The following is a 23877-nucleotide window of genomic DNA, read 5'->3' as shown; positions in this document are numbered from 1 at the left end:
ATTGTTTTTCGGAACAAATCATTTCGTTTATTTATAGCCATTTGGCCGATGGCGGCGGGACAGAGGCCCCAATTACAATAATGTCGAACGAAATCAAACGGAAAACGCCGATGGACAAGCCCGACACGCCCACGCTGCGCGCCTTCGCGCTGCTCGAATATCTCGTGCAGGCGGGCAATCCCGTGTCGCTCACGGACATGGCAGAGGACATAGGCATGCCCAAGCCTTCGCTGCACCGCATGCTGGCTTCGCTCGAGGCCGGCGGTCTCGTGATCCGCGAGCCGGGCGACCGGAATGCCTATGTCGTGGGCCCGCGTCTGGCGCAACTGGGTCTCAGCGTGATGACGCACGCGGGCGCGCGGCGGCTGCGCCACGCCATTCTCACGCGGCTCGTTGCCGATCTCGGCGAAACCTGCAATCTCACGATGCTGCACGAGAACGAGGTGCTGTATCTGGACCGCGTCGAGGCGCCCTGGCCGCTGCGGCTGGATCTCCGGCCGGGATCGCACGTGCCGGTGTGGTGCAGCGCCAGCGGCAAGCTGCTTCTCGCGATGCTGCCGCGCGAGGAGCGCAACGCGCTGGTGCGCGCGATGAAACTCGACCGCTTCACGGCCAACACCATCACGGATACCGAGATGCTCGAAGCGGAACTCGACCGCACCGCGAGGAAGGGCGTCGCCATAGACAACGAGGAGTTCGTGCAGGGCATCGTGTGCGCGGCGGCACCGATCGTCGACACGTATGGGTCGTGTATTGCGGCTATCGCGGTTCATGCGCCGGTGTCGCGCTCGCCGCTGTCGCGCGTGCTGGAGATGCTGCCGCGCCTGAAAGAAGCCGCCGAGGATCTGAAAAAGACGTTTTAACTTCTATGAAGTTCCGAATAAAAACGCAACCGTACGTTCCGAAAAATGTAGCGCGTGACGCAAGATCCGGCGTAAAGTACCCGTAATCCGAAACCATTCGTTCCGATTCCGGTTCATGCGCGACGTCACTCATCTCGATCCCTCCGACCTCGCCGGCGACGAAGCACGGACGCTTCGTCCGCTCGCGGTGCTCGAACAACTCGCTTCCGCTGGCCAGCCGTACACGCTGTCCCAGCTTGCCGCCCGCGTGCGGATCCCCAAGGCAACCCTGCTGCGTCTCGTCGAGGCGCTGGAGTCGCAGGGCTATGTCACCCACATGCCTGATTCGCGCGGCACCGACCGCGGCATCGCGCTCGGCCCGCGCGCCGCCCAGCTCGCACTGGCCACGCTCGCCAACAATTCGTTCACGCGTGCGTGCCGTTCACTGCTGCGCTCGCTCGTCGATGTGATCGGCGAGAGTTGCAACCTCACTGCGCTGGACGGGGATACCGTGCTCTACATCGAGCGCGTCGAAACGCCCGAGCCACTGCGCCTGCACATGCAGGCCGGCATGCGCGTGCCGCTGCACTGCACCGCCAGCGGCAAGCTGTTCCTGTCGCACATGCCGCTCGCCGAGCGCCGCCAGATACTCGGCCGCCTCACGCTGACACGCAGGACCCATCGCACGCTCACGGACCCGGCGCTGCTCGAGGCCGAACTCGACCGGCTGGCCGCGCGCCGCCTCGGTATCGACAACGAGGAGTTCGTGCTCGGCATGGTGGCCGTGGCGGTACCCATCACGGACGCTGCCACGGGGCGCGTGCTGGCGTGCCTCGCCGCTCATGCGCCGACCGCGCGCGCCAATCTCGACGATCTGCTGAAAGCCGTGCCGCAACTTCGCGAGACGGCCGAGAAGCTCGCGACGCTGATCGATACGTCGGAAGGTCTGACGCTCATGGCGCGGCAGCGCCAGGCTGCGCGATAGTCGATCCCCGCGTTTTCGTTCTCCTCGAGACCCGCCGCACAAGGCGCATGGCGCTGAAGACACTTTTTCGTCGCAACTCGTTCAGATTTTTTTAGAGACGAATCATTCCATTTATTTTAAAAACTGGTTGACGCTGGGATCGGCCAGTTCTACGATGTCTTCACGATACACATTCCGGAACCAAACGTTCCGTTTTTCATTCGGAGACATCTCATGAGCGAGCACGACCAAGCCCGTCCTTCCAAGACCACCCCTGCCGCGACCCCGAGCGGCCCGCAGGCGATGACCCCTTCGGAAGCCTTTGTCGAAACGCTCGCCGCCAATGGCGTGACGGAAATGTTCGGCATCATGGGATCGGCCTTCATGGACGCGATGGACATCTTCGCGCCGGCTGGCATTCGCCTGATTCCGGTTGTGCACGAGCAGGGCGCGGGTCACATGGCCGACGGCTATTCGCGCGTGTCGGGCCGTCACGGCGTCGTGATCGGCCAGAACGGGCCGGGCATCAGCAACTGCGTGACGGCCATCGCGGCGGCCTACTGGGCGCATAGCCCGGTTGTGATCGTCACGCCGGAAGCCGGAACGATGGGTATCGGTCTCGGCGGCTTCCAGGAAGCCAAGCAACTGCCGATGTTCCAGGAATTCACCAAGTATCAGGGCCACGTGACGCATCCGGCGCGCATGGCCGAATACACCGCGCGCTGCTTCGATCGCGCGATGTCCGAGATGGGACCGACCCAGCTCAACATTCCGCGTGACTACTTCTATGGCGAAGTGAAGGTCGAGATCCCGAAGCCGCAGCGCCTCGATCGCGGCCCCGGCGGCGACCAGAGCCTCAACGAAGCGGCGGACCTGCTGGCCGATGCCAAATTCCCGGTCATCATTTCGGGGGGCGGCGTGGTGATGTCCGACGCTATCGAGGAATGCAAGGCGCTCGCGGAACGTCTCGGCGCACCGGTGGTGAACAGCTACCTGCACAACGACTCGTTCCCGGCGAAGCATCCGCTGTGGTGCGGCCCGCTCGGTTATCAAGGTTCCAAGGCCGCAATGAAGCTGCTGAGCCAGGCCGATGTCGTGATCGCGCTGGGCTCGCGCCTGGGACCGTTCGGCACGCTGCCGCAGCACGGTCTCGACTACTGGCCGAAGGAAGCAAAGGTCATCCAGATCGATGCCGACCACAAGATGCTCGGTCTCGTGAAGAAGATTTCCGTCGGCATCTGTGGCGATGCGAAGGCCAGCGCCATTGCACTCACGCAGCGACTCGCGGATCGCAAGCTCGCTTCGGACGCGACGAAGGAAGCCCGCGCGAAGACCATCGCCGATGAAAAGGCCGCCTGGGAGAAGGAGCTCGACGACTGGACCCATGAACGCGATGCCTACAGCCTCGACATGATCGAGGAACAGAAAGGCGAGAAGCCGTTCAGCGGCGGTCAGTTCCTGCATCCGCGCCAGGTGCTGCGCGAGCTCGAGAAGGCCATGCCGGATGACGTGATGGTCTCGACCGACATCGGCAACATCAACTCGGTGGCCAACAGCTATCTGCGCTTCAACAAGCCGCGCAGCTTCTTCGCGGCGATGAGCTGGGGCAACTGCGGCTATGCGTTCCCCACGATCATCGGTGCGAAGGTCGCGGCGCCGCATCGTCCGGCTGTGTCGTATGCGGGCGATGGTGCATGGGGCATGAGCCTGATGGAAACCATGACCTGCGTGCGCCATAACATTCCGGTGACGGCCGTGGTGTTCCATAACCGTCAGTGGGGCGCGGAGAAGAAGAATCAGGTCGACTTCTACAACCGCCGCTTCGTGGCGGGCGAACTCGACAACCAGAGCTTCGCCGAGATCGCGAAGGCGATGGGCGCGGAAGGCATCGTCGTCGACAAGCTGGAGGACGTGGGCCCGGCGCTGAAGAAGGCCATCGACCTGCAGATGAATCACGGCAAGACGACGATCATCGAGATCATGTGTACGCGCGAACTCGGTGACCCGTTCCGTCGCGATGCGCTCTCGAAGCCCGTGCGCATGCTCGACAAGTACAAGGACTACGTCTAAGTCCTTCGCCACGCCGCCCCGCGCCCACGGGGCGGCGTTTTTCTTTTGCATCTCACCGAGCGCCCCCATGAAAGCCATGCATCGCATCATCGATCAGGCTCGCAACCTGCCGATGCGCATCGTGCTCTCCGAAGCCGAGGACCCGCGCGTGCTGCAGGCCGCCCAGCGCGCGCATCGGGAAGGCATCGCGCGCATCGTGCTGGTCGGTGCGAGAACGCGCGCGCATCAGGTCGCCGATGAAGCGAACATCGACCTCGACGGCATCGAGTTGATCGATCCACGCGAATCGCCGCTGACGCAGCGCTTTGCAGAAGCGTTGTTCGCCCTGCGCGAAAAGAAAGGCATGACGGCCGATGCGGCGCGCGCCGCCGTGTTCGATCCGCTGTGCTTCGCCAACCTCATGGTGCGGCTGGGCGAAGCCGACGGTTCCGTGTCCGGCGCGGTCAACACGACCGCCGACGTGGTGCGCAACGCCATACAGATCATCGGCGTGCGGCCTTCGTTCAAGCTCGTGTCGAGCTTCTTCCTGATGATGCTGTGCGAGCCCTTCCATACGATGAAAGGCGGCCTGATCTTTTCGGATTGCGCGCTCGTCGTGCAGCCGGACGCGGAGCAGCTCGCCGAGATCGCCATGGCCGCCGCCGACAGCGCGCGCAGCCTGCTGATGGAAGACCCGCGCGTCGCCATGCTGTCGTTCTCCACCAGCGGCAGCGCGCATCATGCGGCTGTGGACAAAGTCATCGAGGCGACGCGACGCGTGCAGGAAGCGCGCCCCGGCCTCGCCATCGACGGCGACGTACAGCTCGACGCTGCCATCGTCGCCGAGATCGCCCTGCGCAAGGTGCATCACTCGCGCGTCGAGGGACATGCGAACACGCTGATCTTCCCGAGTCTCGAGGCGGGCAACATCGGCTACAAGCTGGCTGAACGGATTGGCGGCGCGAAGGCCATCGGTCCGCTGCTGCAAGGGCTTGCGAAGCCCGCCAACGACCTCTCGCGCGGCTGCAGCGCCGACGACATCTACTACGTGATCGCCGTGACCTGCGTGCAGGCACAGGCCGCGCGGCACCCGACGACGTGAGGCCGCATGGATACCCGAGTCGACACCGCCACGCCCGGCCTGTCTGAAGCGACGGACAACGCCGCGCTCAACGACACCACGCCACACGCACGCGCCGAGACGCCGACGCTGCGCGCATTCAGCGTGCTCGAACATCTCGTCGCCGCACGCGGCGCGCTGTCGCTCGCGGACCTGGCGAGCGCACTCGATCAGCCCAAGGCTTCGCTGCACCGCATGTTGCAATCGCTTGAAGCGGGCGGCTTCGTCGCGCGCGAGCCGGGTCAGAAGAACGCCTATGTGGTCGGGCCGCGGCTCGAACAACTGGGCGTCGATGTGATGATGCACAGCGGCGCGCGCCGCCAGCGCCACGCGATCCTGCAACGTCTCGTCGCCGATCTCGGCGAGACCTGCAACCTGAGCATGCTGCACGACACCGAAGTCCTCTATCTCGACCGCTGCGAGTCCACCTGGGCGCTGCGGCTCGAACTCAAGCCCGGCTCGCATGTGCCCGCGCATTGCAGCGCGAGCGGCAAGCTGCTGCTTGCCACGATGCCGCGCGAAGAACGCGCCGCGCTCATCCGCGCGATGCGACTGGAACGCTTCACGCCGAACACGCTCGACGAACCCAATCTGCTCGAAGCCGAGCTGGATCGCATCGCGCACAAGGGCATTGCCGTGGATAACGAGGAATTCGTGCTCGGCATCGCCTGCGTGGCCGTGCCGGTCCTCGATTCGCGTGGCAAGAGCATCGCTGCGATCGCGGTGCATGGTCCCGTGTCGCGCATGAGCCTGTCGCGCGCACTCACTTTCGTGCCGCGTCTCCGGGAAGCCGCAAGCGAGCTGTCCGCTACTTTCTGATGCGCCGCATCATCGCTTTTTTTCGGAATTCAAAACGATAAAAAACGGCTCCGGGACAACCCGAAGAGCCTCTTGTTTCTGAATCGGATTCGGCACTTTCCGTTTCACTTTCGCGATCTCGCGCGCATTTCTCTTGGCATCGCCCGCTGCTTCTTCCACATTGAACGTACAGAAACGAAACGCTTTGTTCCAGAAGAAGACTCCAGGAGACAAGTCTCATGCAGCAGGAAGTCGATTACGTCATCGTCGGAGCGGGCTCGGCAGGCTGCGTACTCGCCAATCGCCTGAGCGCTGATCCGTCCAACACCGTGCTGTTGCTCGAAGCCGGCGGTCCCGATACGAACCCGTGGATTCATATCCCCGTCGGCTACTTCAAGACGATGCACGACCCCGAGCTGGACTGGTGCTACCGCACCGAGCCGGACGACGCCGTTGCGGGGCGCAGCATCGACTGGCCGCGCGGCAAGGTGCTGGGCGGATGCAGTTCGCTGAATGGCTTGCTGTATGTACGCGGCCAGCGCGAGGACTACGACCGCTGGGCGGAGCTCGGCAACGCCGGCTGGAGCTATCGCGACGTCCTGCCCTACTTCAGGAAATCAGAGGATCAGGAGCACGGCGTGAATGAGTATCACGGGGTGGGCGGCCCGCTGAAGGTCTCGGACTTGCGCCTGCGCCGTCCTATCGCCGATCACTTCATCGCGGCCGCGCAAGAAACCGGCATCCCGTTCAACGACGACTACAACGGCGCCACACAGGAAGGCGTCGGCTACTTCCAGCAGACGGCCTACAGAGGCTTGCGCTGGAGCACGGCCAAAGGCTTTCTCAAGCCTGTGCGCGACCGGCAGAACCTGATCGTCCAGACGCGGGCGCAAACCCGCAAGGTGCTCTTCAAAGATCGTGAAGCGGTCGGCATCGAATATCTTCATGAAGGCGCGGTGAAGACGGTACGCGCGCGCGTCGAGGTGATCCTCGCCGCCGGGGCCATCGGTACGCCGCAGATCCTGCAGAACTCCGGCGTCGGTCCCGCCGACGTACTGGACCGCGCCGGCGTACAGGTACGTCATGCGCTGCCGGGTGTCGGCCAGAACCTGCAGGATCATCTGCAAGTACGGCTCGTCTTCAAGACCCGTGAACGCACCCTCAACGACGAAGTCAACAACCCGCTGAAGAAAGCGCTCATCGGTCTGCAATACGCGTTCTCGCGCACCGGTCCGCTGACGCTCGCCGCCAGTCAGGTCGTGATCTTCACGCGCACCTCGCCCGAGCTCACGCGTCCCGACATTCAATTCCACATGCAGCCGCTCTCCGCCGACAAACCCGGCGAAGGCGCGCATCCGTTCTCGGCGTTCACGTCGTCGGTATGTCAGTTGCGGCCTCATAGCCGGGGCAGCGTCGAGATTCGTTCGAACGATCCGCTGCAGTATCCGGCCATTCATGCCAACTACCTCTCGGACGAACGCGATCATCCGGTGGTCATCGGCGGCATCAAGGTGGCGCGCCGGATTGCGGCCGCGCCCGCGCTCGCCAAACACATCGTGTCGGAGTTCATTCCTGGCGCCGCCTATCAGACCGATGCCGACCTGCTCGAAGTCGCGCGCAAGTTCAGCCAGTCTATCTATCACCCCGCAGGCACCTGCAAGATGGGCAGCGATGCGCAGGCCGTGGTCGACGAACGCCTGAAGGTGCGCGGCATCGGCCGGCTGCGCGTGGTGGATGCGTCGATCATGCCGGAACTGGTATCGGGCAACACGAATGCGCCCGTCATCATGATCGCGGAGAAAGCGGCCGACATGATTCTCGAAGATCAGCGTTATCAGCGCGTCACGCACGTGGAGGAAGCACCCGGCGGCGTCGTCGAGACGCCGATGGCCCATGCAGGACAGAGAGACTGAACACAAGTCTCGAACACACGCAGACATACGGAGACAACCATGAATGCACTGCCCCGAACCGATGGCAAGCAGATGAGGAAAGTCGTCGTCGCCAGTCTTATCGGCGCGACGATCGAGTGGTACGACTTCTTTCTATACGGTGTCGTCGCCGGCATCGTCTTCAACAAGCTGTACTTCCCGAGCGGCGATCCGCTCATCTCCACGATGCTCGCCTATGGCACCTTCGCGGTCGGCTTCCTGAGCCGTCCGCTGGGCGGCGTGATCTTCGGGCACTTCGGCGACCGCATCGGCAGAAAGAGCATGCTGGTGATGACGCTGACGATCATGGGCGTCGCGACCGTGCTGATCGGCATGGTGCCCACGTACGCGCAAATCGGCATCTGGGCGCCCACGTTGCTGCTGCTGTTGCGCGTGCTGCAAGGCATCGGGCTCGGCGGCGAATGGGGCGGCGCGGTGCTGATGGCCTTCGAGTATGCCCCTGAAAACAAGCGCGGCTTCTATGCGAGCATTCCACAGATCGGTCTCGCGCTCGGGCTGTGCATTTCATCCGGTGTGGTCGCGCTCCTCTCGCTCACGCTCACCGATGCGCAGTTCCTCGCGTGGGGCTGGCGTCTTGCGTTCTTCCTGTCGTTCGCGCTCGTTTTGATCGGCATGTATATCCGCCTGAACGTGATGGAAACGCCCGAGTTTGCGCGCATCCAGAAGACCGGCGGCGAAGCGCGTATGCCCATCATCGAAGTGCTCACGAAGTATCCCGGCAACACGCTTGCCGGCATGGGCGCGCGTTTCATCGACGGTGTGTTCTTCAACGTGTTCGGCGTGTTCTCGATCTCGTATCTCACCGGCACGCTGCATCTTCAGCGCACGGATGCCCTGCTCGGCGTGATGGTCGCCGCCTTCGTGATGATCTTCACGATACCGCTGTTCGGACGGCTCTCGGACCGCGTAGGCCGCGCGCGCATCTACTTCTGGGGTTCGCTCGCCACCGGCCTGTCTGCGTTCCTCGGCTTCTGGCTGATGAAGAACAGCGGCGGCAACGTGATGATCGCGTGGCTGGCCGTGGTGATCCCGCTGGGCGTCGTGTATGCATCCATCTACGGTCCCGAAGCCGCGCTCTTCTCGGAACTGTTCGACGCCAACGTGCGCTACTCGGGCATCTCCTTCGTCTATCAGTTCTCGGGCATCTTCGCGAGCGGCATCAGCCCGATCATCGCGACATGGCTCCTGCAACGCAATGGCGGCGACCCGTGGATGATCGCGTGCTATTGCCTCGCCGCCGGCATTGTCAGCGCGTTGTCGGCCGCGTGGGTCGGCATGCGGCAGCGCCGTTCGCTGGCATTCTCCGCGACCTGAACGCGCTGTATCGAAGCATCTCGCACGCCGCCGCGCCGGTCCACCCGCGCGGCGGTTTTGTTCACCTGCTGGCCAAGCGTGCAAGGCGCACGTAAGATCGCTGCATCACAATGACTTCGCAGGAGACAGGCAATGCCCACCCGCCCGACCGCCACGCTTTGGGCGCAGCTCTTCGAGCGTTCACGGGTCTCGGGAATGAGCCTGCAAAACCAGATCCGCCAGATGATCGTCAATGCGATCCTGAGCGGACACATTGCACCCGACAGCGCCTTGCCTTCGAGCCGCGAGCTTGCGGATCAACTGAACGTGTCGCGCAATACGGTCGTGCTCGCTTATCAGCAGTTGATCGAGGAAGGCTATCTCGTCTCGCGCGAACGCAGCGGACACTTCGTCAATCCCGCAACGGAAGAACTGCAACGCGGCTTCACCGCCACGGGCACGCGCGCGACGCCCGCCGTGCAAACCCAGCACGGTCATCCCGACTGGAGCGCGCGCATCCGTCATGCGCCTTCCAATCAACGCAACATCGTCAAGCCGTCGAACTGGCAAAGCTACGAATATCCCTTCATTTACGGGCAATTCGATACCGAACTCTTCCCCACCAGCGACTGGCGCGAGAGCTGCATGCATGGCCTCTCGGTGCTGGAGATACGCAACTGGGCGCCGGATCTCATCGAGCGCGACGATGAAACGCTCGTCGAGCAGATCCGCACGCGTGTGCTGCCGAGGCGCGGCGTGTTCGCGATGCCGGATGAGATCGTCGTGACCAACGGCTGCCAGCAGGCGCTGTATCTGATTGCCGACCTGATGTGCGGACCGCAGACCAAGGTGGGCATGGAGGACCCCGGCTATCCCGACGCGCGCAACATCTTCCAGCACCGCAACGCGCAGATCGTGCCGCTGGCCGTGGATGGCGACGGCGCCGTCATCGACGACGAAGAGTTGATGGCGTCATGCGACTACGTGTGTGTCACGCCGAGCCACCAATGCCCCACCACCGTGACCATGCCGATCGAACGGCGGCGTGCGTTGCTGGATCTTTCGGTGCGGCATGACTTCATCATCATCGAAGACGATTACGAAAGCGAGAACACCTTCTCGGGCACGCCACATCCGGCGCTGAAGAGCCTCGATACCGCGGAACGCGTGGTGTACATCGGCTCGCTGTCGAAGACCTTTGCGCCCGGCTTGCGTCTCGGTTATATCGTCGCGCCCCGCGCTTTGATCCGTGAATTGCGCGCACTGCGCCGGCTGATGATCCGGCATCCTGCCGCTTATATTCAACGCGCGTTCGCCACGTTCCTCGCGCTGGGTCATCACGACACCCTGCTGCGCAAGCTCGCGCCGGTCTACAAGGAACGCGCCGAAGTGCTGATGCGTGCGCTCGCCACGCATCTTCCCGAGTTGCGCGCGTCGAAGGTGACAGGCGGCGCGTCGTGCTGGGTCGAAGGTCCGCCCTGGCTCGATGCCACGCGCCTCGCAAAAGACGCGCTGGCGCTGGGCGTGTTGATCGAACCGGGCAACGTCTTCTTCGCCGATCTCGCCGATGGTCAGCGCTGCTTTCGCATGGGCTTCTCGGCGATCCGCGCGGAACTGATCGAACCCGGCGTGCGCGCGCTGGCCGAAGTGGTCAAGCAGCAGAAGCCGTGATGCGCGCGGCTCACTTCCATGGCGCCATCGCGTGGAAGACACCGTCGCGCCGCACGAGCGCATGGAACAGCGCCGCCGCCAGATGCACGACGATCAACGCAAAGAAGCACAAGGCCAGAAAGCGATGCGCGTTCCATAGCAGCGTATGCAATGAATTGCTATGCGGCAGCAGCGACGGAATGCGCAGGCCCGCCACGACGACCGGATAATCCGCCGCCGACAACATGCCATAACCCAGCAGCGGCAACGCGATCATCAGCGCATAGAACACATAGTGCGAGAGCTGGGCCGCGAGCTTCATCGGCGCGGGCATGTCGGCGGGCAAGGGCGGCGCGCCGCGCGTGATGCGCACGACCAGACGGATCAGCGCGAGGATGAGTATCGTGATGCCGAGCGGCTTGTGAATGGACACGAGCGTCAGATACTCGGGCTTCACGGTGGACACCATGCCGACGCCGATGAACAGCATCGCGAGAATGCAGATCGCCATGACCCAGTGCAAGGCGCGTTGCAGCGGCGAGAACCGCTCGTTGATCGCGTTCATTGCCGGGCTCCTTCGGCGGGCGTGTGCGGATAGTCCTTGTCCTCGGCGGTGCGCCGGTTGAACGACACCGAGTACGCAGCCGAGCGCGCGGCGGGGAACGGATCGTCGGACACGCGCATGCCCGCAGGCAGCACGGTGGGATCGAAGTTGAGATCGCGGCACGCGCCGTCGGGCTCGGGTTCGATCGCCTTCACGACGAGCGTGCCCACTTCTACCGTATGGCGATCCTCGGGCCAGGCCTTGCTCGGGTCCGCAGTGGGATCGCCGGGGTTCGCGACGGTCACGACCAAGGCCCAGCGTTGCGGCGCGCTTTGCACGCGCTGGGTGATCTCGGCATCGAGGAAGTTGGCGCCCTTCTCCTTGAGTTGTTCTCCGCTGATGTTCTCGACCTTGGCCGCTGGAATGAAGGACCAGCGCACGACCTGATCCTGCCCATCCGCATTCGAGAACACGAAGCTGTTGAGACTGTTGAAGCGTTCCTCCGCATACGAAGGCGTCCAGGGCGCGCTGCCCGCCCACGCGCCGAACGCCGCGATCTCGGGATGCGCGGCGGAGAACTTCTGCATCGATTGAGGATCGTCCTTGTTCGCGAGTGCGAGTTGCAGCGCGTAGAAGGCTTGCGGCGTGGCGACCGGAAACACGGGTGCATCGATCATCGCGGAACGCCACTCGCTGCCGTCAGGCGTGACGATGCGCAGGCCAAGACCGCGCACACGCGCCATTGCATCGGAGGCTTTCGGGTCGGGTGTCGCGAGATTGAAGCGGCCGGTAACGGCGTAGGTGCCCGGCGCGAACATCTTTGCTTTCGAGAGCGTTGCGCCCGAGCCGTTGGATTCGAAGTCGCCGGTGAAGCAGATGCCTTTCGCGTGATTGCGCCTGAAGCCGGGCACCGCGCCGCCGGGGGGCGCGAGACTGCCGACTATCTTCGCGGGCGTGAGGCGCTTCGGCGACAGCCAGCCCGCCGTGTACGCGAAGGCCGCGACCAGCACGGCCACGATGGCCGCGATGAGAATCAGCGAAGGCACTGGGGAGCGTGGGGATGCGTCTTTATCGGTCATCGAAGTCTCACGAGATCAACGATTCGGCAGCAGGGGTAATCTAGCAGCGTCAGGCAGATCGTGCCAGAGACGCATTAATTTCTCAGATACCCACCGTTCATGGCGATAAGACGTTGCTCGCAGAAGGGCTCATCGAGCGGCACCATTCGACAGCGCCCTTCACACCCGGACCGGCAATTATTACTAATAATGCGCGAGCAATTCGGTAATTTGAACCTCCCGACCTCCGCATAGGACTCACCGCTTCGCAGCAGGCCGAAGTCAGCGGATGGCCGCCACTTCCTCGGTCACCGCCAGAAAGCGTGCGATATCGTCTGGCGAGTGGCAATGCAGCGGCGAGATACGCACGGCGCCTTCCAGATTGAACGATCGCAGCATGCGCCCTGAATAAAGACTCGCGCCGATGCGTTCATACACGATCACGCCGCGCTGCTCGTATTCACGCACCGCCGCCGTGGGTTCGAGCCCATCGAAGCCGATGCCGACAATCAGATCGCGCTGCGCCAGATCATCGTGATCCCAGTAGACCTGCACGCCGTTCATCGCACGCAGGCCGCGCTGCGTGCCCACACCATCCAGCATCAGCGTGAGCAGTGCGCGCTCATGACTCTCGATCCGCTGCATGCCCTGCACGAAGCGTTCACGCCGGTCTTCCGCGTCGCTGAACTGCGCGCCCACCCACGCAACGTAGTCCAGGATCGCGCTCACCACGGCGAACTGCGCCGGCGCCGGACTGCCCAGTTCCCACACGCCCTTCTCCTTCGCCTGCAGCCGGTGATGCGGCAGTTCGGCAAGCCGCTGCGAGAGCCACGACACCCCCGAGCCCCGGCAGCCGAAGAACTTGTACGGTGCGAAGTTGATGCCGTCCACCGGCGTCTTCTGCAAGTCGATGACCGCGTGCGGCGCATGTTGAACCGCATCCACGATGATGAAGAGATCCGGCTTCTTCGCCCGTGCCCGCTCGACAATAGCGGCGATATCCAGCTTCGCGCCTGAAATGTTCGACGCGTACATCACGCTCAGCAAGGTGGTGTCCTCGTCGATCAGCGCGATGATCGCGTCGGCATCCACGCCGCCCGTCTCAGGGTTGCTGGGCGCCACCCGCAGCGCCCGGCCGGTGCGCTCGCAATAGAGGCTCAGCGCGTCGAACGAAGACGGATGTTCGAGGATCGTCGTCACCGCGTTGCCGCCGGGCACGTGCTCCATCACCGCGCGCACCATCTCGAACATCGCCGCCGACGCCGTCAGCGAGAAGTAGACACTGCCGCCGCGTGCATTGAGCATGTGACGCACGTCCGCCTCGCCGCGGTCCTGAATGTCCTGCAAATAGAGCGCGCGTTCGTGGATGCGCTCGGGGCAGTCGGGCAAGGCGTCGATGTTGGCGAACGCTGCACTCGCCGCCTTGAGACGGAACGAGCCGCCCGCGTTATCGAAGAACAGCCGCTCTCGCCCGTCGATATCGCGATCGACGAAATGAAAGCGCTCCTTGATTTGCGCCATGACCGAATCGGAAAACAATTGCCCCTGATTGCTGCTCATCTGACTTGCTCCTCGATATTGCTTCGATAGATTGCTTCGGTGCGCTTTCATGCGTCGAGCGATGCGATATAGGCACGACCCTTCTCGGCGTCGTATTGCCCTTCCCACTTCGCGATGACCAGCGGCGCGAGCGCGTTGCCCACCACGTTCAGCGCGGTGCGTCCCATGTCCATGATGCGATCGACGCCGGCGATGAACGCGAGGCCTTCGAGCGGCAATCCGGCGCTCGCCAGCGTCGTCAGCAGAATCACGAACATGAAGCCGGGCACGCCCGCCGCGCCCTTGGAGGTGACGACCATCGTCAGCACCAGGACGATCTGTTCCTGCACGCCGAGATGCACGCCATAAAGCTGCGCCACGAACAGCGTGCCAATGCCGAGATAGATGGACGCGCCATCGAGATTGAAGGTATAGCCGGTCGGCACGACGAAGGTGGTGATGCTCTTGGGCACGCCGAAGTCTTCCATCTTCTTCATCAACTGCGGCAACACCGTGGCCGAACTGCACGTGGAGAATGCAATGACCAGTTCGTCGCGGATCACTCTCAGCAGCGTGAAAAACCGGAAGCCGAAGAGCCGCGCGGTCAGGCCGAGCACCCCCACGGCAAAGAGGATGATGGCGAGATACGTCACCGCGACGAGTTTCACGAGCGGCAGCAACGAGCCGAAGCCGAAGCTCGCGACCGTCACCGCAATCAGCGCACACACGCCGATGGGCGCATAGCACATCACCATGCCGGTGACCTTGAACATCGCGTCGCCGATGCCCTTGAACGTGGCGAGCACCGGCTTCCTGTACTCCAAAGGCACCGATTGCAGGCCAAGCCCGAACAGCACGGAGAAGAAGATCACCGGCAGCAGATCGCCTCGTCCCATCGCGGAGATGATGTTGTCGGGAATGATGTTGAGCAGCAGCGCCATGAAGCCGTGATGACCCTGCGTCTGCTGCGAGGCCTGCGCGAAATGCGAGATGTCCGTGTGCCCGAGTTGCGACATGTCGGTGCCGGTGCCCGGTTGCAGCAGGTTGCCGAGCACCAGGCCGAGCACGATGGCGATGGTCGTGACCACCTCGAAGTACACCAGCGTCTTGAGGCCGATGCGCCCGAGCGAGCGCCCGTCGCCCACGCCCGCGATGCCGATCACCATGCTCGTGAATACGATCGGCACGACGACCATCTTGATGAGCCGGATGAAGATGTCGCCCGCCGGTTGCAAAAAGCCCGCGACCACCGCGTCCCGTTCCTGCGGATAGTGATTCAGCACGAGACCTACGCCGATGCCGATGACAAGCCCGATCAGGATTTGCCAGGCAAGCCCGATGCGCGGCTTGCGTTCCTCGCGTGCGGCGGATGGTGTTTCAATCGCGGATTCCATGCGTTCTCCAGAGGACGGACCGGTGTGTAGGGGGCGCAAGCTCACTCGAGCACGCTCTTCGTGTATTCAGTCACGCCACCATATCCAGCCAAAACAAACGAAAAAAGCGATTTTTTTCTATGAGAAACTATCGCTTTAATTCATATTTTGCAGCGCACCGATGCTGACCTTCAAACAGATGGAAGCGTTGTACTGGATCGTTCAGCTCGGCTCCTTCGAGGCCGCGGCCGTGCGCCTGAACACCACGCAGTCCGCGGTGTCGAAGCGCGTGCAGGAGCTGGAACGCGCCTTCGACGTCGCCGTGTTCGATCGCGCGAATCGAAGCGCGCGCCTTACCGAGAAAGGCACCGAGTTCTTCGAATACGCGCGGGAACTGCTCGAAAGGCGTGACCAGATTGTCGAGCGCATCAGCTCGAAAACGTCACTCGTGCGGCAGATCCGCATCGGCGTGACGGAACTCACCGCGTTGACCTGGTTGCCGAGCCTGATTGCGGCGATCCAGGCCGAGTATCCGAAGGTCAGCGTAGAAGCCGAGGTGGATCTCAACGCAACCTTGCGCGAGCGGCTCGCGGCGGGCACGATGGACGTCATCATCGTGCCGCGCACGCATGAGGTCGAGAGCCATGCGAGCACGCCGGTCGGTCAGGTCGACAACGCCTGGATGTGCGCGCCCGCTCTAGCGCCGCGCAAGCGCGCGATCCCGCTCACTGAAATCGCACAATTTCCGCTGATTCTGCAAGGCGGACTGTCCGGCACGGGCTATGTGTACAGCCGCTTTCTTCAGGAACAGGGCGTCGCGCCGCAGAAGACCCTGGCGAGCAACAGTCTGATTGCGCAGATTGGTCTGACGCTTTCAGGACTCGGCGTCAGCTATCTGCCGAAGGCGTGTCTTTCGCGTATGCTCGACCGGCGCGCGCTGGTGGTCGTGCAGACGCGCCCGGCGCTGCCGCCGGTCCGCTACGTCGCGATGCACCGTGCCGATCAGGCGCATTCGCTCAGCGCGGCCGTCGCGCGCCTCGCCGCCCGTTCGTGCGATTTCCGCGCCAATCTGCTCGATTCCGCCGACTAGCCGAACATTGACAGACCATCCGCACCACCATCAGACTGCGGTCGTTCAATCACACACCTGATCATCAATGCCCGTCTTCCAGCTATCCGTGTACTTCTTCGCGCAGGCCGCCGTGATCGTCGCTGCAAGCCAGCTGGTGGGACGACTCGCGGGGCGCGTCGGACAGCCGCAGGTCGTCGGCGAGATGATTGCGGGCGTGCTGCTCGGGCCGTCGCTGTTCGGGCTGCTGCTGCCGCACTGGCAACAGGCGCTGTTTCCGAAGGCCACCATGGGCATGCTCTACGTGGCGGCGCAACTCGGTGTCGGGCTCTATATGTTTCTCGTCGGCACCGGCTTTCGTGCAGATCATTTCCGCGCACGCGCCAGGAGTGCGCTGAGCGTGTCGCTCGCCGGCATCGTCGTACCGTTCGCGCTGGCCTTCGCGCTCGCGCCCTGGCTGCTCACGATCCCCGGCCTGTTCGCCGTCAAGGCGCGGCTGTTCGAAGCTTCGTTGTTCCTGGGCGCGGCCATCGCCATTACGGCTTTCCCGATGCTCGCCCGCATCATCCATGAACGCGGACTCGCCGGCACCTCGCTCGGCACGCTGGCGCTGACCGCCGGCGCATGCGACGACGCCGCCGCATGGTGCATCCTCGCCATCGTGCTCGCGAGCTTCGGCGGCTCGTGGATGGGCGCGTATGCCGCCATCGGCGGCGGCGTCTGCTTCGCGCTGTTCATGATTTTCGCCGGCAACAAGCTGCTGCGCCGTCTCGCCGCAGGCCTCAGTCCGGACGCGCCCTTGCCTTCCAGTGTGCTCGCCATCGTGCTCGTGCTGTTCTCGCTGTGCGCGTTCGCCATGGACGCCATCGGCATTCATGCAGTGTTCGGCGGCTTCCTGCTCGGCGTCGCGCTGCCGCGCGGCCCGTTGACGGAGAAACTGCGCGACATGCTCGAACCGTTCGTCGTCGTGTTCCTGCTGCCGATGTTCTTCACCTATTCAGGCCTCAATACGCGGCTCGACATGTTGATGGACCCCGCCATCATGCTCGCCGCGATAGCCATCCTGCTGGCCTCGTTCGGCGGCAAGGGCATTGCGTGCTGGGCAGCGGCGCGTCTGAACGGCGAGCCTTCCGGCGACGCCATGGCCATCGGCGCCTTGATGAACGCGCGCGGTCTGATGGAACTCATCATCATCAACATCGGCCTGGCGGCCGGCGTGATCCTGCCGGGCCTGTTCTCCATTCTCGTGTTGATGGCCGTGCTCAGCACGCTGATGGCCACGCCGCTGTTCAACTGGATCGTGCGGCGGCAAGAAGGCATGCGCTCCGCGGTGGCGCGCTAGCGGCGTACGCGAACGCGCGTCGCTCGCTGCGGCGTGGCGGCCGGCAGCTCGCTGACGAAGGTCTCCACCGACGGGTTGCGCGTATCGGCCCGCCAGCACACGACCATGTCGATCTCCGTGTCCTTGTCCGCGAGCGGCCGCACACGCAGGCCGCTGCGTTGAACATTGCGAATGCATTCCGGATAGATGCTCACGCCGGTATTCGCCGCGACCAGACCGATGATGCCGTCGCTCGTCGATGCCTCCTGTGCGATGGCAGGCGCGAATCCCGCGCGGTGGCAGATGGAAAAGAAGTGGTGGCGGAAGGCCTCCCACGAATGCGGTGTGCCGAGCACGAAACGCTCATGCGCGAGATCGGCGAGCCGCAGTGTCTTCTTGTCGTTCAACGGATGCGCCGCCGGCAGCAGCGCGACCATCGGCTCCCGGCCGAACACCCGGGTCTCTACACCGGGCGCCGCGAACGGTCCGATCATGAAGCCCACGTCGATGGTCGAATCGAGCATCGCTTCCTTCTGCAACGTGCTCGGCATATGGACGAGATCGATGCTGATCGACGGAAACTTCTTGCCGAAGGCCTCGATGATGGCCGGCAGGGTGCCGTTGATCGCAAAATCCATGTACGCGATGCGCAGATGCCCGATGTTGCCCGCCTCCGCGCGGCGTGCAAGCGTCACGGCCTGATCAATGTGCGTGAGCGCCAGCTGGCAGTGCTCGGCGAACACGCGGCCCGCATTGGTGAGCTCGACGCGCCGCGTGGTGCGCGCCAGCAGCGCCGCGCCCACGGACTCCTCCAGCGCCTTGATGATGCGGCTCAGCGCTGGCTGGGTCATGTGCAGCCGTTCGGCGGCGACACTGAACTGAAGCGCGTCCGCGACCGCGAGAAAGGCCCGGATGTGATGGACATCGATACGCATGCTGCGTCGGGCCTCCCTGTGCGCTGAACGAGCGCCCTATCTTACCGGTCGGCCCACCGAACGCAGCGTAACCAGCGCGCCGATCACGAGCAAGGCCGAAACCACGAACAAGCCGTTGTTGAGACTGCCCGTCATGCTCTTGACGAAGCCCAGCATGCTCGGGCTCGCAAAGCCGCCGAGCAGCCCGAGACTGTTGATGAACGCGATGGTGCCCGCCGCCGCGCGTGTGCCTGCAAGAAAGTCGGTGGTGATGGCCCAGAAGAGCGGCTGCAATGTGAAGATGCACGCGGTCGCCACGCTGATGCAAGCCAGCGCGAGGGTCAGGTCCGCGCCCGTGCCGCTGATGGCCGACAACGCCGCCGCACCGATCAACGCGCAGCCGGCCGTGTGCCAGCGGCGCTCGCGGGTGCGATCCGAACTCCGGCTCACCAGCACCATCGTGACGGCCGCGATGCCGTAAGGAATCGCCGACAGCAGGCCGATCGACCAGGCATCCGTGACGCCCGCGCCGCGAATCAGCGAAGGCAGCCAGAAGCTGATCGCATAGACGCCGCAGATGAACGTGAACCACACGAAGGCCAGCGCGTAGATGCGCGCGTTCTTCAGTGCGCCGCCGAAGCCATGCCGCTCGAACATCGACGACGTGTCGCGTTCGCCGTCGAGTTGATGTTGCACGAGTGCCTTTTCGGTGTCGCTGAGCCAGCGTGCGTCGCGGGGCTTGTCATCGAGATAGAAGAACGCGGCAATGCCGAGCAGGCACGACGGCAGGCCTTCCACCAGGAACAGCCACTGCCAGCCTTGCAGACCGTGCAGGCCGTCGAGACGGTTCAAGGCCCAGCCCGATACCGGACCGCCGAGTACGCCTGCCATCGCGACGGCGGTCAGGAACAGCGCCATCACGCGTCCGCGACGTTCGGCCGGATACCAGAAGGTCAGGTAATAGATCATGCCCGGAAAGAAGCCCGCTTCGAAGACGCCAAGCATGAAGCGCATGACATAGAACGCCGTGGGCGACTTCACGAACATCATGCCGGCCGATGTCAGGCCCCACAGCAGCATGATCCGGATCAGCGTCTTGCGCGCGCCGATACGTTCGAGTATGAGATTGCTGGGCACTTCAAACAGGAAGTACCCCGCGAAGAAGATGCCCGCGCCGAGCCCATATACCGCGTCGCTGAAGCCGAGGTCAGTGCGCATCTGGATCTGCGCAAAGCCGATGTTGATGCGGTCCAGATAGGCCGCCACGTAGCAGATGAATAGAAACGGAATCAGCCGCCATGTGATCCGCCGATAGGTGGCGTTCACCAGGGCGGAGGAATGCGGCGCGGTATCGTCGGTCAGGACTGCGCCCGGTAAAGCACTTTCGTTCATTGCCCGTTCTCCAGTGTGAGTCGCGTCAAACCGAGCGTTCGCACGCGGACGCGGCCGGCGCACCGGTCCGCGCCCGCGCGATGCTCAGCCCTTCACCGAGTGCAGATAGTCCACGCAGCGGTCCACCGACTCGACATCCGCGAACTTCGCGTCGATGTCGAACAGATTCCATTCGACCGCGCCCGGCACGCGGTCGCCGATGCATTCGCGCACCGCGATCGTGCGGAAACCTTCGGCGAGGCCATCGCACAGCGTGGTGCGCACGCATGCGGAGGCGGTGACGCCGGTGACGAGAATCGTGTCGACGCCCGCCGCACGCAGGAAGCCGGCGAGATAGGTACCGTGGAACGAACTTGCGCGCTTCTTCACCAGCACCTGTTCGCCTTCGATGGGTGCGATGCGCGAGTCGATGGCCCAGAGGTTTTCGTCTGCTTGCGAGACGACGTCGACGGGAATCTTGTTGTGCCACAACCCCATGTCGGTATGCGGGTTGTTGCGGTCGGTGACCTGGTAGCACGTGGTGACGTGGATCACCGGATGACCGTTCGCGCGGCATGCAGCGAGGAGGCGCTGCACGCCCGGAATGATCTGCTCATCGATGTTTTCGCACGTGAATGGATTACCCGGGCGGGTCCATGCGTTCGCGAGATCGACGTTGACCAGCGCGGGCTTTTTGCCGAATCCCACGCGCCGCTGAAAGCCGCGCTGTTGATAGAGTTCGGTGGCTTCCGCAAAGGCTTGCGCCAGCATCTCGTTCAATCCTGCATTCATGTCTTCAATCTCCGAAAGTTTCTCTGTGACGCGTGTGCCATGTGTGTCGGCAGAAAAACTATAGGAGCGACATTATTACGAGTCTATTTACTGTTTTGCTGGGTTTATTACCTCTTCTGGTATGAATTGGAGCATGCCTTAGCGCACGATGCCTGCGATGAAATCCTCGAAGAGTTCTGCGCCGCCCATCTGTCCGCCCTTCAGCATCAACTCGATACCATGCGTCGCCGGATCATCCGAATGCACACGGCACACCGTGACGCCTGAGGCCAGTGTCGCCAGACACGACAAGCCCCACGGTTTCAACGCATGCACGCCGAGGCTCGACGTATCGCCGCCCGCAATGCCGATGCGCCGCGGAGCCGCGCGTTCAACCACTGCGCGCAGCAGTGCCGCGCAGGATTCAGCGAGCGGCTCGCGCTCGGCGTGTTCGTGGTTCGGCGTGCGGCAGGTGAAGGCCAGCACGTGCATGCCCTCGTGCAGCGCTTCCACCACGCGCTCGCAACGTTCGCTTCGATACGATGACGAAGCCATCTCGCGCGGATCCAGTTCGATGCGATGAAACGAATGGGCGGCATCGATCTGTGCTGCCGTCATCGGCGAGAGACTGCCTGCCAGAACGAACACCGGAGCATGGGCGGGACCGAAGGCGGCTGCGGCTTCCGCGTCGCGGCCTGAAGCCGATGCAAGCGTCCACGCCTGCGCGACGCTGCTCGCGCCCACTGCCAGCAGAGGTTCACGCGTCGCCTGTTCATGCATCTCCATACCGATGCGGCGCAGATGCGTGTCGTCGAGCACGTCGAAGAGCACAGGCGTGCCGGCGTACCTGTCGATGGCTTCTTTCAGCGCTGCATCGGGCAGCGAGTAAGCGCGCCAGTCGATTGCACCGACGCGCACGCCCAGTCGCTCGAAATGCAGGCGCAGATCCGCTTCGTGCATCGGCGTGACCGGATGACGGCTCATGGCCGGATGACGATCGATGCGATGCACCTCTGCGCCACCCGCCGCCGCGAAGAGCGTGCCGAACGCGCAATAGCGCCCGAGATTCGGCTGCCCGCCGACGATCGGCACGAAAGGATTCATGAAGCGCTCGCGCAGACATGCCATCGCGACCGCGATATTGCCGGTGTCCGGCGCACTGTCGAAGGTCGAACAGACCTTGTAGTGCATGACGCGCACGCTGAGCGAAGAGAAGACTTCAGCGACTTCCCGCAATTGCGCGCGCAGCGGCGACGGCGCAAGCGTTCGGGCCGCGCCCGCGAGACCGATCGCATCCAGTGGCCCGAGCTTCTCAAGACGTTCGGGCGTGGGCGGCTCGACGAAAAGCATCGCGCGCATCCCGGCGCGGTGCAGCGTGGCGAGCGTATCCGTGGCGCCGGTGAAGTCGTCGCCATAGAAACCATAGGGCGCGAAGCTCATGCGCGCTTGCCGAAGAAAGCGAGCGCCGCTGCGAGTTCGGGCGCATGCCGCGCGTAGTCGTCCAGCGATATGCCCTGCCGCACTGCGTCCCATGCCTGCCGCACGCTCGCCACGCCGGCCGCGACACCGCCCGGATGCCCAAGCATGCCGCCGCCCGACATGAAGAGCAGATCGTCGCTGCGCATGGCATCGAACGTAACGGGTGCAGTACCCGCCCATTGTCCCGATGAGAATGCAGGCAGCACGGCATCGTCGAGGCCTTGGGCGAGCGGCTGGGCACACGCCCGCGCCGAGGCGATGACTTCCGCATCGGGTTGCGCGAACTTGCCTGCGAGCCCATGCACGTGCATATGATCAACGCCCGCGAGACGCCACAGCGTCTGATACGCGGCGAAGGACATGCCGAGCGCAGGATCGCGCGACATCATTCCGTAGCCATTGCGATGCGCGTGCAGCACGAGCGGCGTTGAGCGCCGCAAGGTCTCGATTGCCGAGAAGCCGCACCAATTGATGCTCGCCATCACGCAAGACCCGCCCTCGCGTTCGACGAGATCCGCATGACGGCGCATTGCATCGACTTCGTCGGTGATGTTGAACGCGATCATCACGTTCCTGCCGCTCTTCTCGCGGTACGCGCGCACTTCCGCCATCACCGCGCGCACGCGTGCGTCGATCGGCGCATGCAGCGGATTCGCGCTGATCTCGTCGTCCTTGATGAAGTCCACACCCGCTTCGCACAGACTGCGCACGAGTTGCGCCGTCTCGTCCGCCGTGAGGCCGACGTTCGGCTTGATGATGGTGCCGATCATCGGTCCGCTTGCCACGCCGGTCAGCTTGCGCGTGCCACCAACGCCATGCGACGGCTGCGGGAATTGCGTGCGATATCCGGCCGGCACGCGCACGTCGAGCAAGCGCAGGCCCGTGGTTTCGCCGAGATCGTAGAGATTGCCGGCGACGGTCGCCGCCAGCGTCGGCAGATTCACGCCGATGTTCGCTACAGGAAAGCGCAACGTGACACGCGCCCTTCTGTAAGGCCCGCCGATCTGCTGACGTTCCAGCCACGCACTGCGCAGCGAAGGAAGCGCGAGCGGCTCGTCTTCACGGATGCTCACCACCACTGCGCGACTGCGCGCCCGCAACGCATCGCTCTCGCCCGCCACGCGCACGAAGGTGCCGCTCGACTGCTCGCCCGCCATGATGTCCGCGACCTTCGCGGGGTCGAGCGGCGTCTCGACGAGGTAATCGGCCTCGATGAATTCATCCGCGTTCATAGGCTGCTCAGGGCGGGAAACGGACGCACGGCCTGCTTGCCGTCCCAGTCGAACGAGGCCTGACGGATCAGGTCGAACAGCTTGCCCTTCGGCCCCGCGATCTCCGACAACTCGATCACCGTGCCCGGATGGGTTTCGGTGTCGAAGTAGACGAAGCGGCCGTTCTCGCCCACCTTGCCGCTCATCGCCACTTCGAAACCTTGCTGGGTGAGGCGTTCGAGATCGGCGTCGAAATCGGTCGTCCAGTAGGCATTGTGTTGCAGGCCGGTGTGACCCGCCGCGAGGAAGTCGCGATACATCGAAGGCGCGTCGTTGCGTGTCTGGATCAACTCGACTTGCAGGCTGCCCGAGTTCGCGAGCGCAACCGAGTTATGCACCTCGTACGATTGCCCGCGATAGCGATAATCCTCGATAGGCACGCGTTCGTTATAGAACCAGGGCCCGACGCCGAGCACGCGGCTCCAGTAGTCCATGGCGGCCTCGATGTCGCGCACGACGTATCCGGCCTGGCGGATCTCGCCAAAGAATCGGCTCATTG

Annotated in this window: 20 protein-coding genes; 10 read left to right on the top strand and 10 right to left on the bottom strand. The window is 63.7% G+C overall.

Annotation, left to right across the window (positions count from 1 at the left end):
* The first annotated feature begins 110 nt into the window (after nt 1-110).
* The 8 genes from QCE88_RS15835 to QCE88_RS15800 all read left to right on the top strand — a co-directional run bounded on the left by QCE88_RS15835 (nt 111) and on the right by QCE88_RS15800 (nt 10689).
* Nucleotides 111-863 (top strand): IclR family transcriptional regulator, encoded by a 753-nt coding sequence (locus tag QCE88_RS15835; protein ID WP_309903758.1) that lies wholly within the window; start codon nt 111-113, stop codon nt 861-863.
* A 115-nt stretch (nt 864-978) separates the two neighbouring features.
* Nucleotides 979-1827 carry an IclR family transcriptional regulator gene (locus QCE88_RS15830; protein ID WP_309903756.1) on the top strand — a complete coding sequence of 283 codons (849 nt, stop codon included), beginning with the start codon at nt 979-981 and terminating at the stop codon, nt 1825-1827.
* Between the two features lie 213 nt (nt 1828-2040).
* Nucleotides 2041-3876 (top strand): sulfoacetaldehyde acetyltransferase, encoded by a 1836-nt coding sequence (gene xsc, locus QCE88_RS15825; RefSeq protein WP_309903754.1) that lies wholly within the window; start codon nt 2041-2043, stop codon nt 3874-3876.
* Between the two features lie 67 nt (nt 3877-3943).
* Nucleotides 3944-4957, top strand: a complete 1014-nt coding sequence (gene pta / locus QCE88_RS15820; RefSeq protein ID WP_309903752.1) for a phosphate acetyltransferase — start codon at nt 3944-3946, stop codon at nt 4955-4957.
* 6 nt (nt 4958-4963) lie between these two features.
* Nucleotides 4964-5794, top strand: a complete 831-nt coding sequence (locus QCE88_RS15815) for an IclR family transcriptional regulator (RefSeq protein WP_309903750.1) — start codon at nt 4964-4966, stop codon at nt 5792-5794.
* Nucleotides 5795-6012: 218 nt separating this feature from the next.
* On the top strand, nt 6013-7686 hold the full coding sequence (locus QCE88_RS15810; RefSeq protein WP_309903748.1) for a choline dehydrogenase: 1674 nt from the start codon (nt 6013-6015) through the stop codon (nt 7684-7686).
* Between the two features lie 39 nt (nt 7687-7725).
* The gene (locus QCE88_RS15805) at nt 7726-9039 is read left to right on the top strand and encodes an MFS transporter (RefSeq protein ID WP_309903746.1); all 1314 of its coding nucleotides are present in this window, start codon (nt 7726-7728) and stop codon (nt 9037-9039) included.
* Nucleotides 9040-9171: 132 nt separating this feature from the next.
* Entirely contained in the window at nt 9172-10689 is a 1518-nt protein-coding gene (locus QCE88_RS15800) for a PLP-dependent aminotransferase family protein (RefSeq protein ID WP_309903744.1), read from the top strand.
* 10 nt (nt 10690-10699) lie between these two features.
* Here QCE88_RS15800 and QCE88_RS15795 read toward each other — a convergent pair whose 3' ends face one another.
* The 4 genes from QCE88_RS15795 to QCE88_RS15780 form a co-directional block, all read right to left on the bottom strand.
* On the bottom strand, nt 10700-11233 hold the full coding sequence (locus QCE88_RS15795; protein ID WP_309903743.1) for a cytochrome b: 534 nt from the start codon (nt 11231-11233) through the stop codon (nt 10700-10702).
* Nucleotides 11230-12291 (bottom strand): catalase family peroxidase, encoded by a 1062-nt coding sequence (locus QCE88_RS15790; RefSeq protein WP_309903741.1) that lies wholly within the window; start codon nt 12289-12291, stop codon nt 11230-11232. Before QCE88_RS15790 ends, QCE88_RS15795 begins: the two co-directional genes overlap by 4 nt.
* 261 nt (nt 12292-12552) lie before the next feature.
* Nucleotides 12553-13830, bottom strand: coding sequence for an aminotransferase class V-fold PLP-dependent enzyme (locus QCE88_RS15785; protein ID WP_309903739.1), 1278 nt, complete (start codon nt 13828-13830; stop codon nt 12553-12555).
* A 47-nt stretch (nt 13831-13877) separates the two neighbouring features.
* Nucleotides 13878-15203: a cation:dicarboxylate symporter family transporter gene (locus QCE88_RS15780; RefSeq protein ID WP_309903737.1), complete on the bottom strand. Its 1326-nt coding sequence runs from the start codon at nt 15201-15203 to the stop codon at nt 13878-13880.
* Between the two features lie 160 nt (nt 15204-15363).
* Between QCE88_RS15780 and QCE88_RS15775 the strand changes: the two genes are divergently transcribed.
* The gene (locus tag QCE88_RS15775; protein ID WP_309903735.1) at nt 15364-16272 is read left to right on the top strand and encodes a LysR family transcriptional regulator; all 909 of its coding nucleotides are present in this window, start codon (nt 15364-15366) and stop codon (nt 16270-16272) included.
* A gap of 67 nt (nt 16273-16339) precedes the next feature.
* Nucleotides 16340-17593, top strand: a complete 1254-nt coding sequence (locus QCE88_RS15770) for a cation:proton antiporter (protein WP_309903732.1) — start codon at nt 16340-16342, stop codon at nt 17591-17593.
* Here QCE88_RS15770 and QCE88_RS15765 read toward each other — a convergent pair.
* From QCE88_RS15765 to QCE88_RS15740, 6 genes are all read right to left on the bottom strand, one after another.
* Nucleotides 17590-18507, bottom strand: coding sequence for a LysR family transcriptional regulator (locus QCE88_RS15765; protein WP_309903730.1), 918 nt, complete (start codon nt 18505-18507; stop codon nt 17590-17592). The genes QCE88_RS15770 and QCE88_RS15765 overlap by 4 nt on opposite strands.
* Nucleotides 18508-18543: 36 nt before the next feature.
* Nucleotides 18544-19878: an MFS transporter gene (locus QCE88_RS15760; RefSeq protein WP_309903728.1), complete on the bottom strand. Its 1335-nt coding sequence runs from the start codon at nt 19876-19878 to the stop codon at nt 18544-18546.
* 84 nt (nt 19879-19962) lie between these two features.
* Nucleotides 19963-20649, bottom strand: coding sequence for an isochorismatase family protein (locus QCE88_RS15755; RefSeq protein ID WP_309903726.1), 687 nt, complete (start codon nt 20647-20649; stop codon nt 19963-19965).
* 138 nt (nt 20650-20787) lie between these two features.
* A complete protein-coding gene (locus QCE88_RS15750) occupies nt 20788-22068 on the bottom strand; it encodes a four-carbon acid sugar kinase family protein (RefSeq protein WP_309903724.1) in 1281 nt (426 codons plus the stop codon).
* Entirely contained in the window at nt 22065-23339 is a 1275-nt protein-coding gene (locus tag QCE88_RS15745) for a ribulose-bisphosphate carboxylase large subunit family protein (protein ID WP_309903721.1), read from the bottom strand. The genes QCE88_RS15750 and QCE88_RS15745 overlap by 4 nt, the downstream gene beginning before the upstream one ends.
* Nucleotides 23336-23875 (bottom strand): VOC family protein, encoded by a 540-nt coding sequence (locus tag QCE88_RS15740; protein ID WP_309903719.1) that lies wholly within the window; start codon nt 23873-23875, stop codon nt 23336-23338. Before QCE88_RS15740 ends, QCE88_RS15745 begins: the two co-directional genes overlap by 4 nt.
* Between the last annotated feature and the right edge of the window lie 2 nt (nt 23876-23877).

This window comes from Caballeronia sp. LZ035 (assembly GCF_031451175.1).
In the GTDB taxonomy this organism is placed as follows: Bacteria; Pseudomonadota; Gammaproteobacteria; order Burkholderiales; family Burkholderiaceae; genus Caballeronia.
The sequence above is the reverse complement of the archived record's forward strand: the minus strand, read 5'-3'. Positions and strand labels throughout refer to the sequence as shown.

Coding starts and splice junctions, on each gene's coding strand:
- QCE88_RS15835 (WP_309903758.1), top strand. CDS start 111: ATGGACAAGCCCGACACGCCCACGCTGCGCGCCTTCGCGCTGCTCGAA.
- QCE88_RS15830 (WP_309903756.1), top strand. CDS start 979: ATGCGCGACGTCACTCATCTCGATCCCTCCGACCTCGCCGGCGACGAA.
- xsc (WP_309903754.1), top strand. CDS start 2,041: ATGAGCGAGCACGACCAAGCCCGTCCTTCCAAGACCACCCCTGCCGCG.
- pta (WP_309903752.1), top strand. CDS start 3,944: ATGAAAGCCATGCATCGCATCATCGATCAGGCTCGCAACCTGCCGATG.
- QCE88_RS15815 (WP_309903750.1), top strand. CDS start 4,964: ATGGATACCCGAGTCGACACCGCCACGCCCGGCCTGTCTGAAGCGACG.
- QCE88_RS15810 (WP_309903748.1), top strand. CDS start 6,013: ATGCAGCAGGAAGTCGATTACGTCATCGTCGGAGCGGGCTCGGCAGGC.
- QCE88_RS15805 (WP_309903746.1), top strand. CDS start 7,726: ATGAATGCACTGCCCCGAACCGATGGCAAGCAGATGAGGAAAGTCGTC.
- QCE88_RS15800 (WP_309903744.1), top strand. CDS start 9,172: ATGCCCACCCGCCCGACCGCCACGCTTTGGGCGCAGCTCTTCGAGCGT.
- QCE88_RS15795 (WP_309903743.1), bottom strand. CDS start 11,233: ATGAACGCGATCAACGAGCGGTTCTCGCCGCTGCAACGCGCCTTGCAC.
- QCE88_RS15790 (WP_309903741.1), bottom strand. CDS start 12,291: ATGACCGATAAAGACGCATCCCCACGCTCCCCAGTGCCTTCGCTGATT.
- QCE88_RS15785 (WP_309903739.1), bottom strand. CDS start 13,830: ATGAGCAGCAATCAGGGGCAATTGTTTTCCGATTCGGTCATGGCGCAA.
- QCE88_RS15780 (WP_309903737.1), bottom strand. CDS start 15,203: ATGGAATCCGCGATTGAAACACCATCCGCCGCACGCGAGGAACGCAAG.
- QCE88_RS15775 (WP_309903735.1), top strand. CDS start 15,364: ATGCTGACCTTCAAACAGATGGAAGCGTTGTACTGGATCGTTCAGCTC.
- QCE88_RS15770 (WP_309903732.1), top strand. CDS start 16,340: ATGCCCGTCTTCCAGCTATCCGTGTACTTCTTCGCGCAGGCCGCCGTG.
- QCE88_RS15765 (WP_309903730.1), bottom strand. CDS start 18,507: ATGCGTATCGATGTCCATCACATCCGGGCCTTTCTCGCGGTCGCGGAC.
- QCE88_RS15760 (WP_309903728.1), bottom strand. CDS start 19,878: ATGAACGAAAGTGCTTTACCGGGCGCAGTCCTGACCGACGATACCGCG.
- QCE88_RS15755 (WP_309903726.1), bottom strand. CDS start 20,649: ATGAATGCAGGATTGAACGAGATGCTGGCGCAAGCCTTTGCGGAAGCC.
- QCE88_RS15750 (WP_309903724.1), bottom strand. CDS start 22,068: ATGAGCTTCGCGCCCTATGGTTTCTATGGCGACGACTTCACCGGCGCC.
- QCE88_RS15745 (WP_309903721.1), bottom strand. CDS start 23,339: ATGAACGCGGATGAATTCATCGAGGCCGATTACCTCGTCGAGACGCCG.
- QCE88_RS15740 (WP_309903719.1), bottom strand. CDS start 23,875: ATGAGCCGATTCTTTGGCGAGATCCGCCAGGCCGGATACGTCGTGCGC.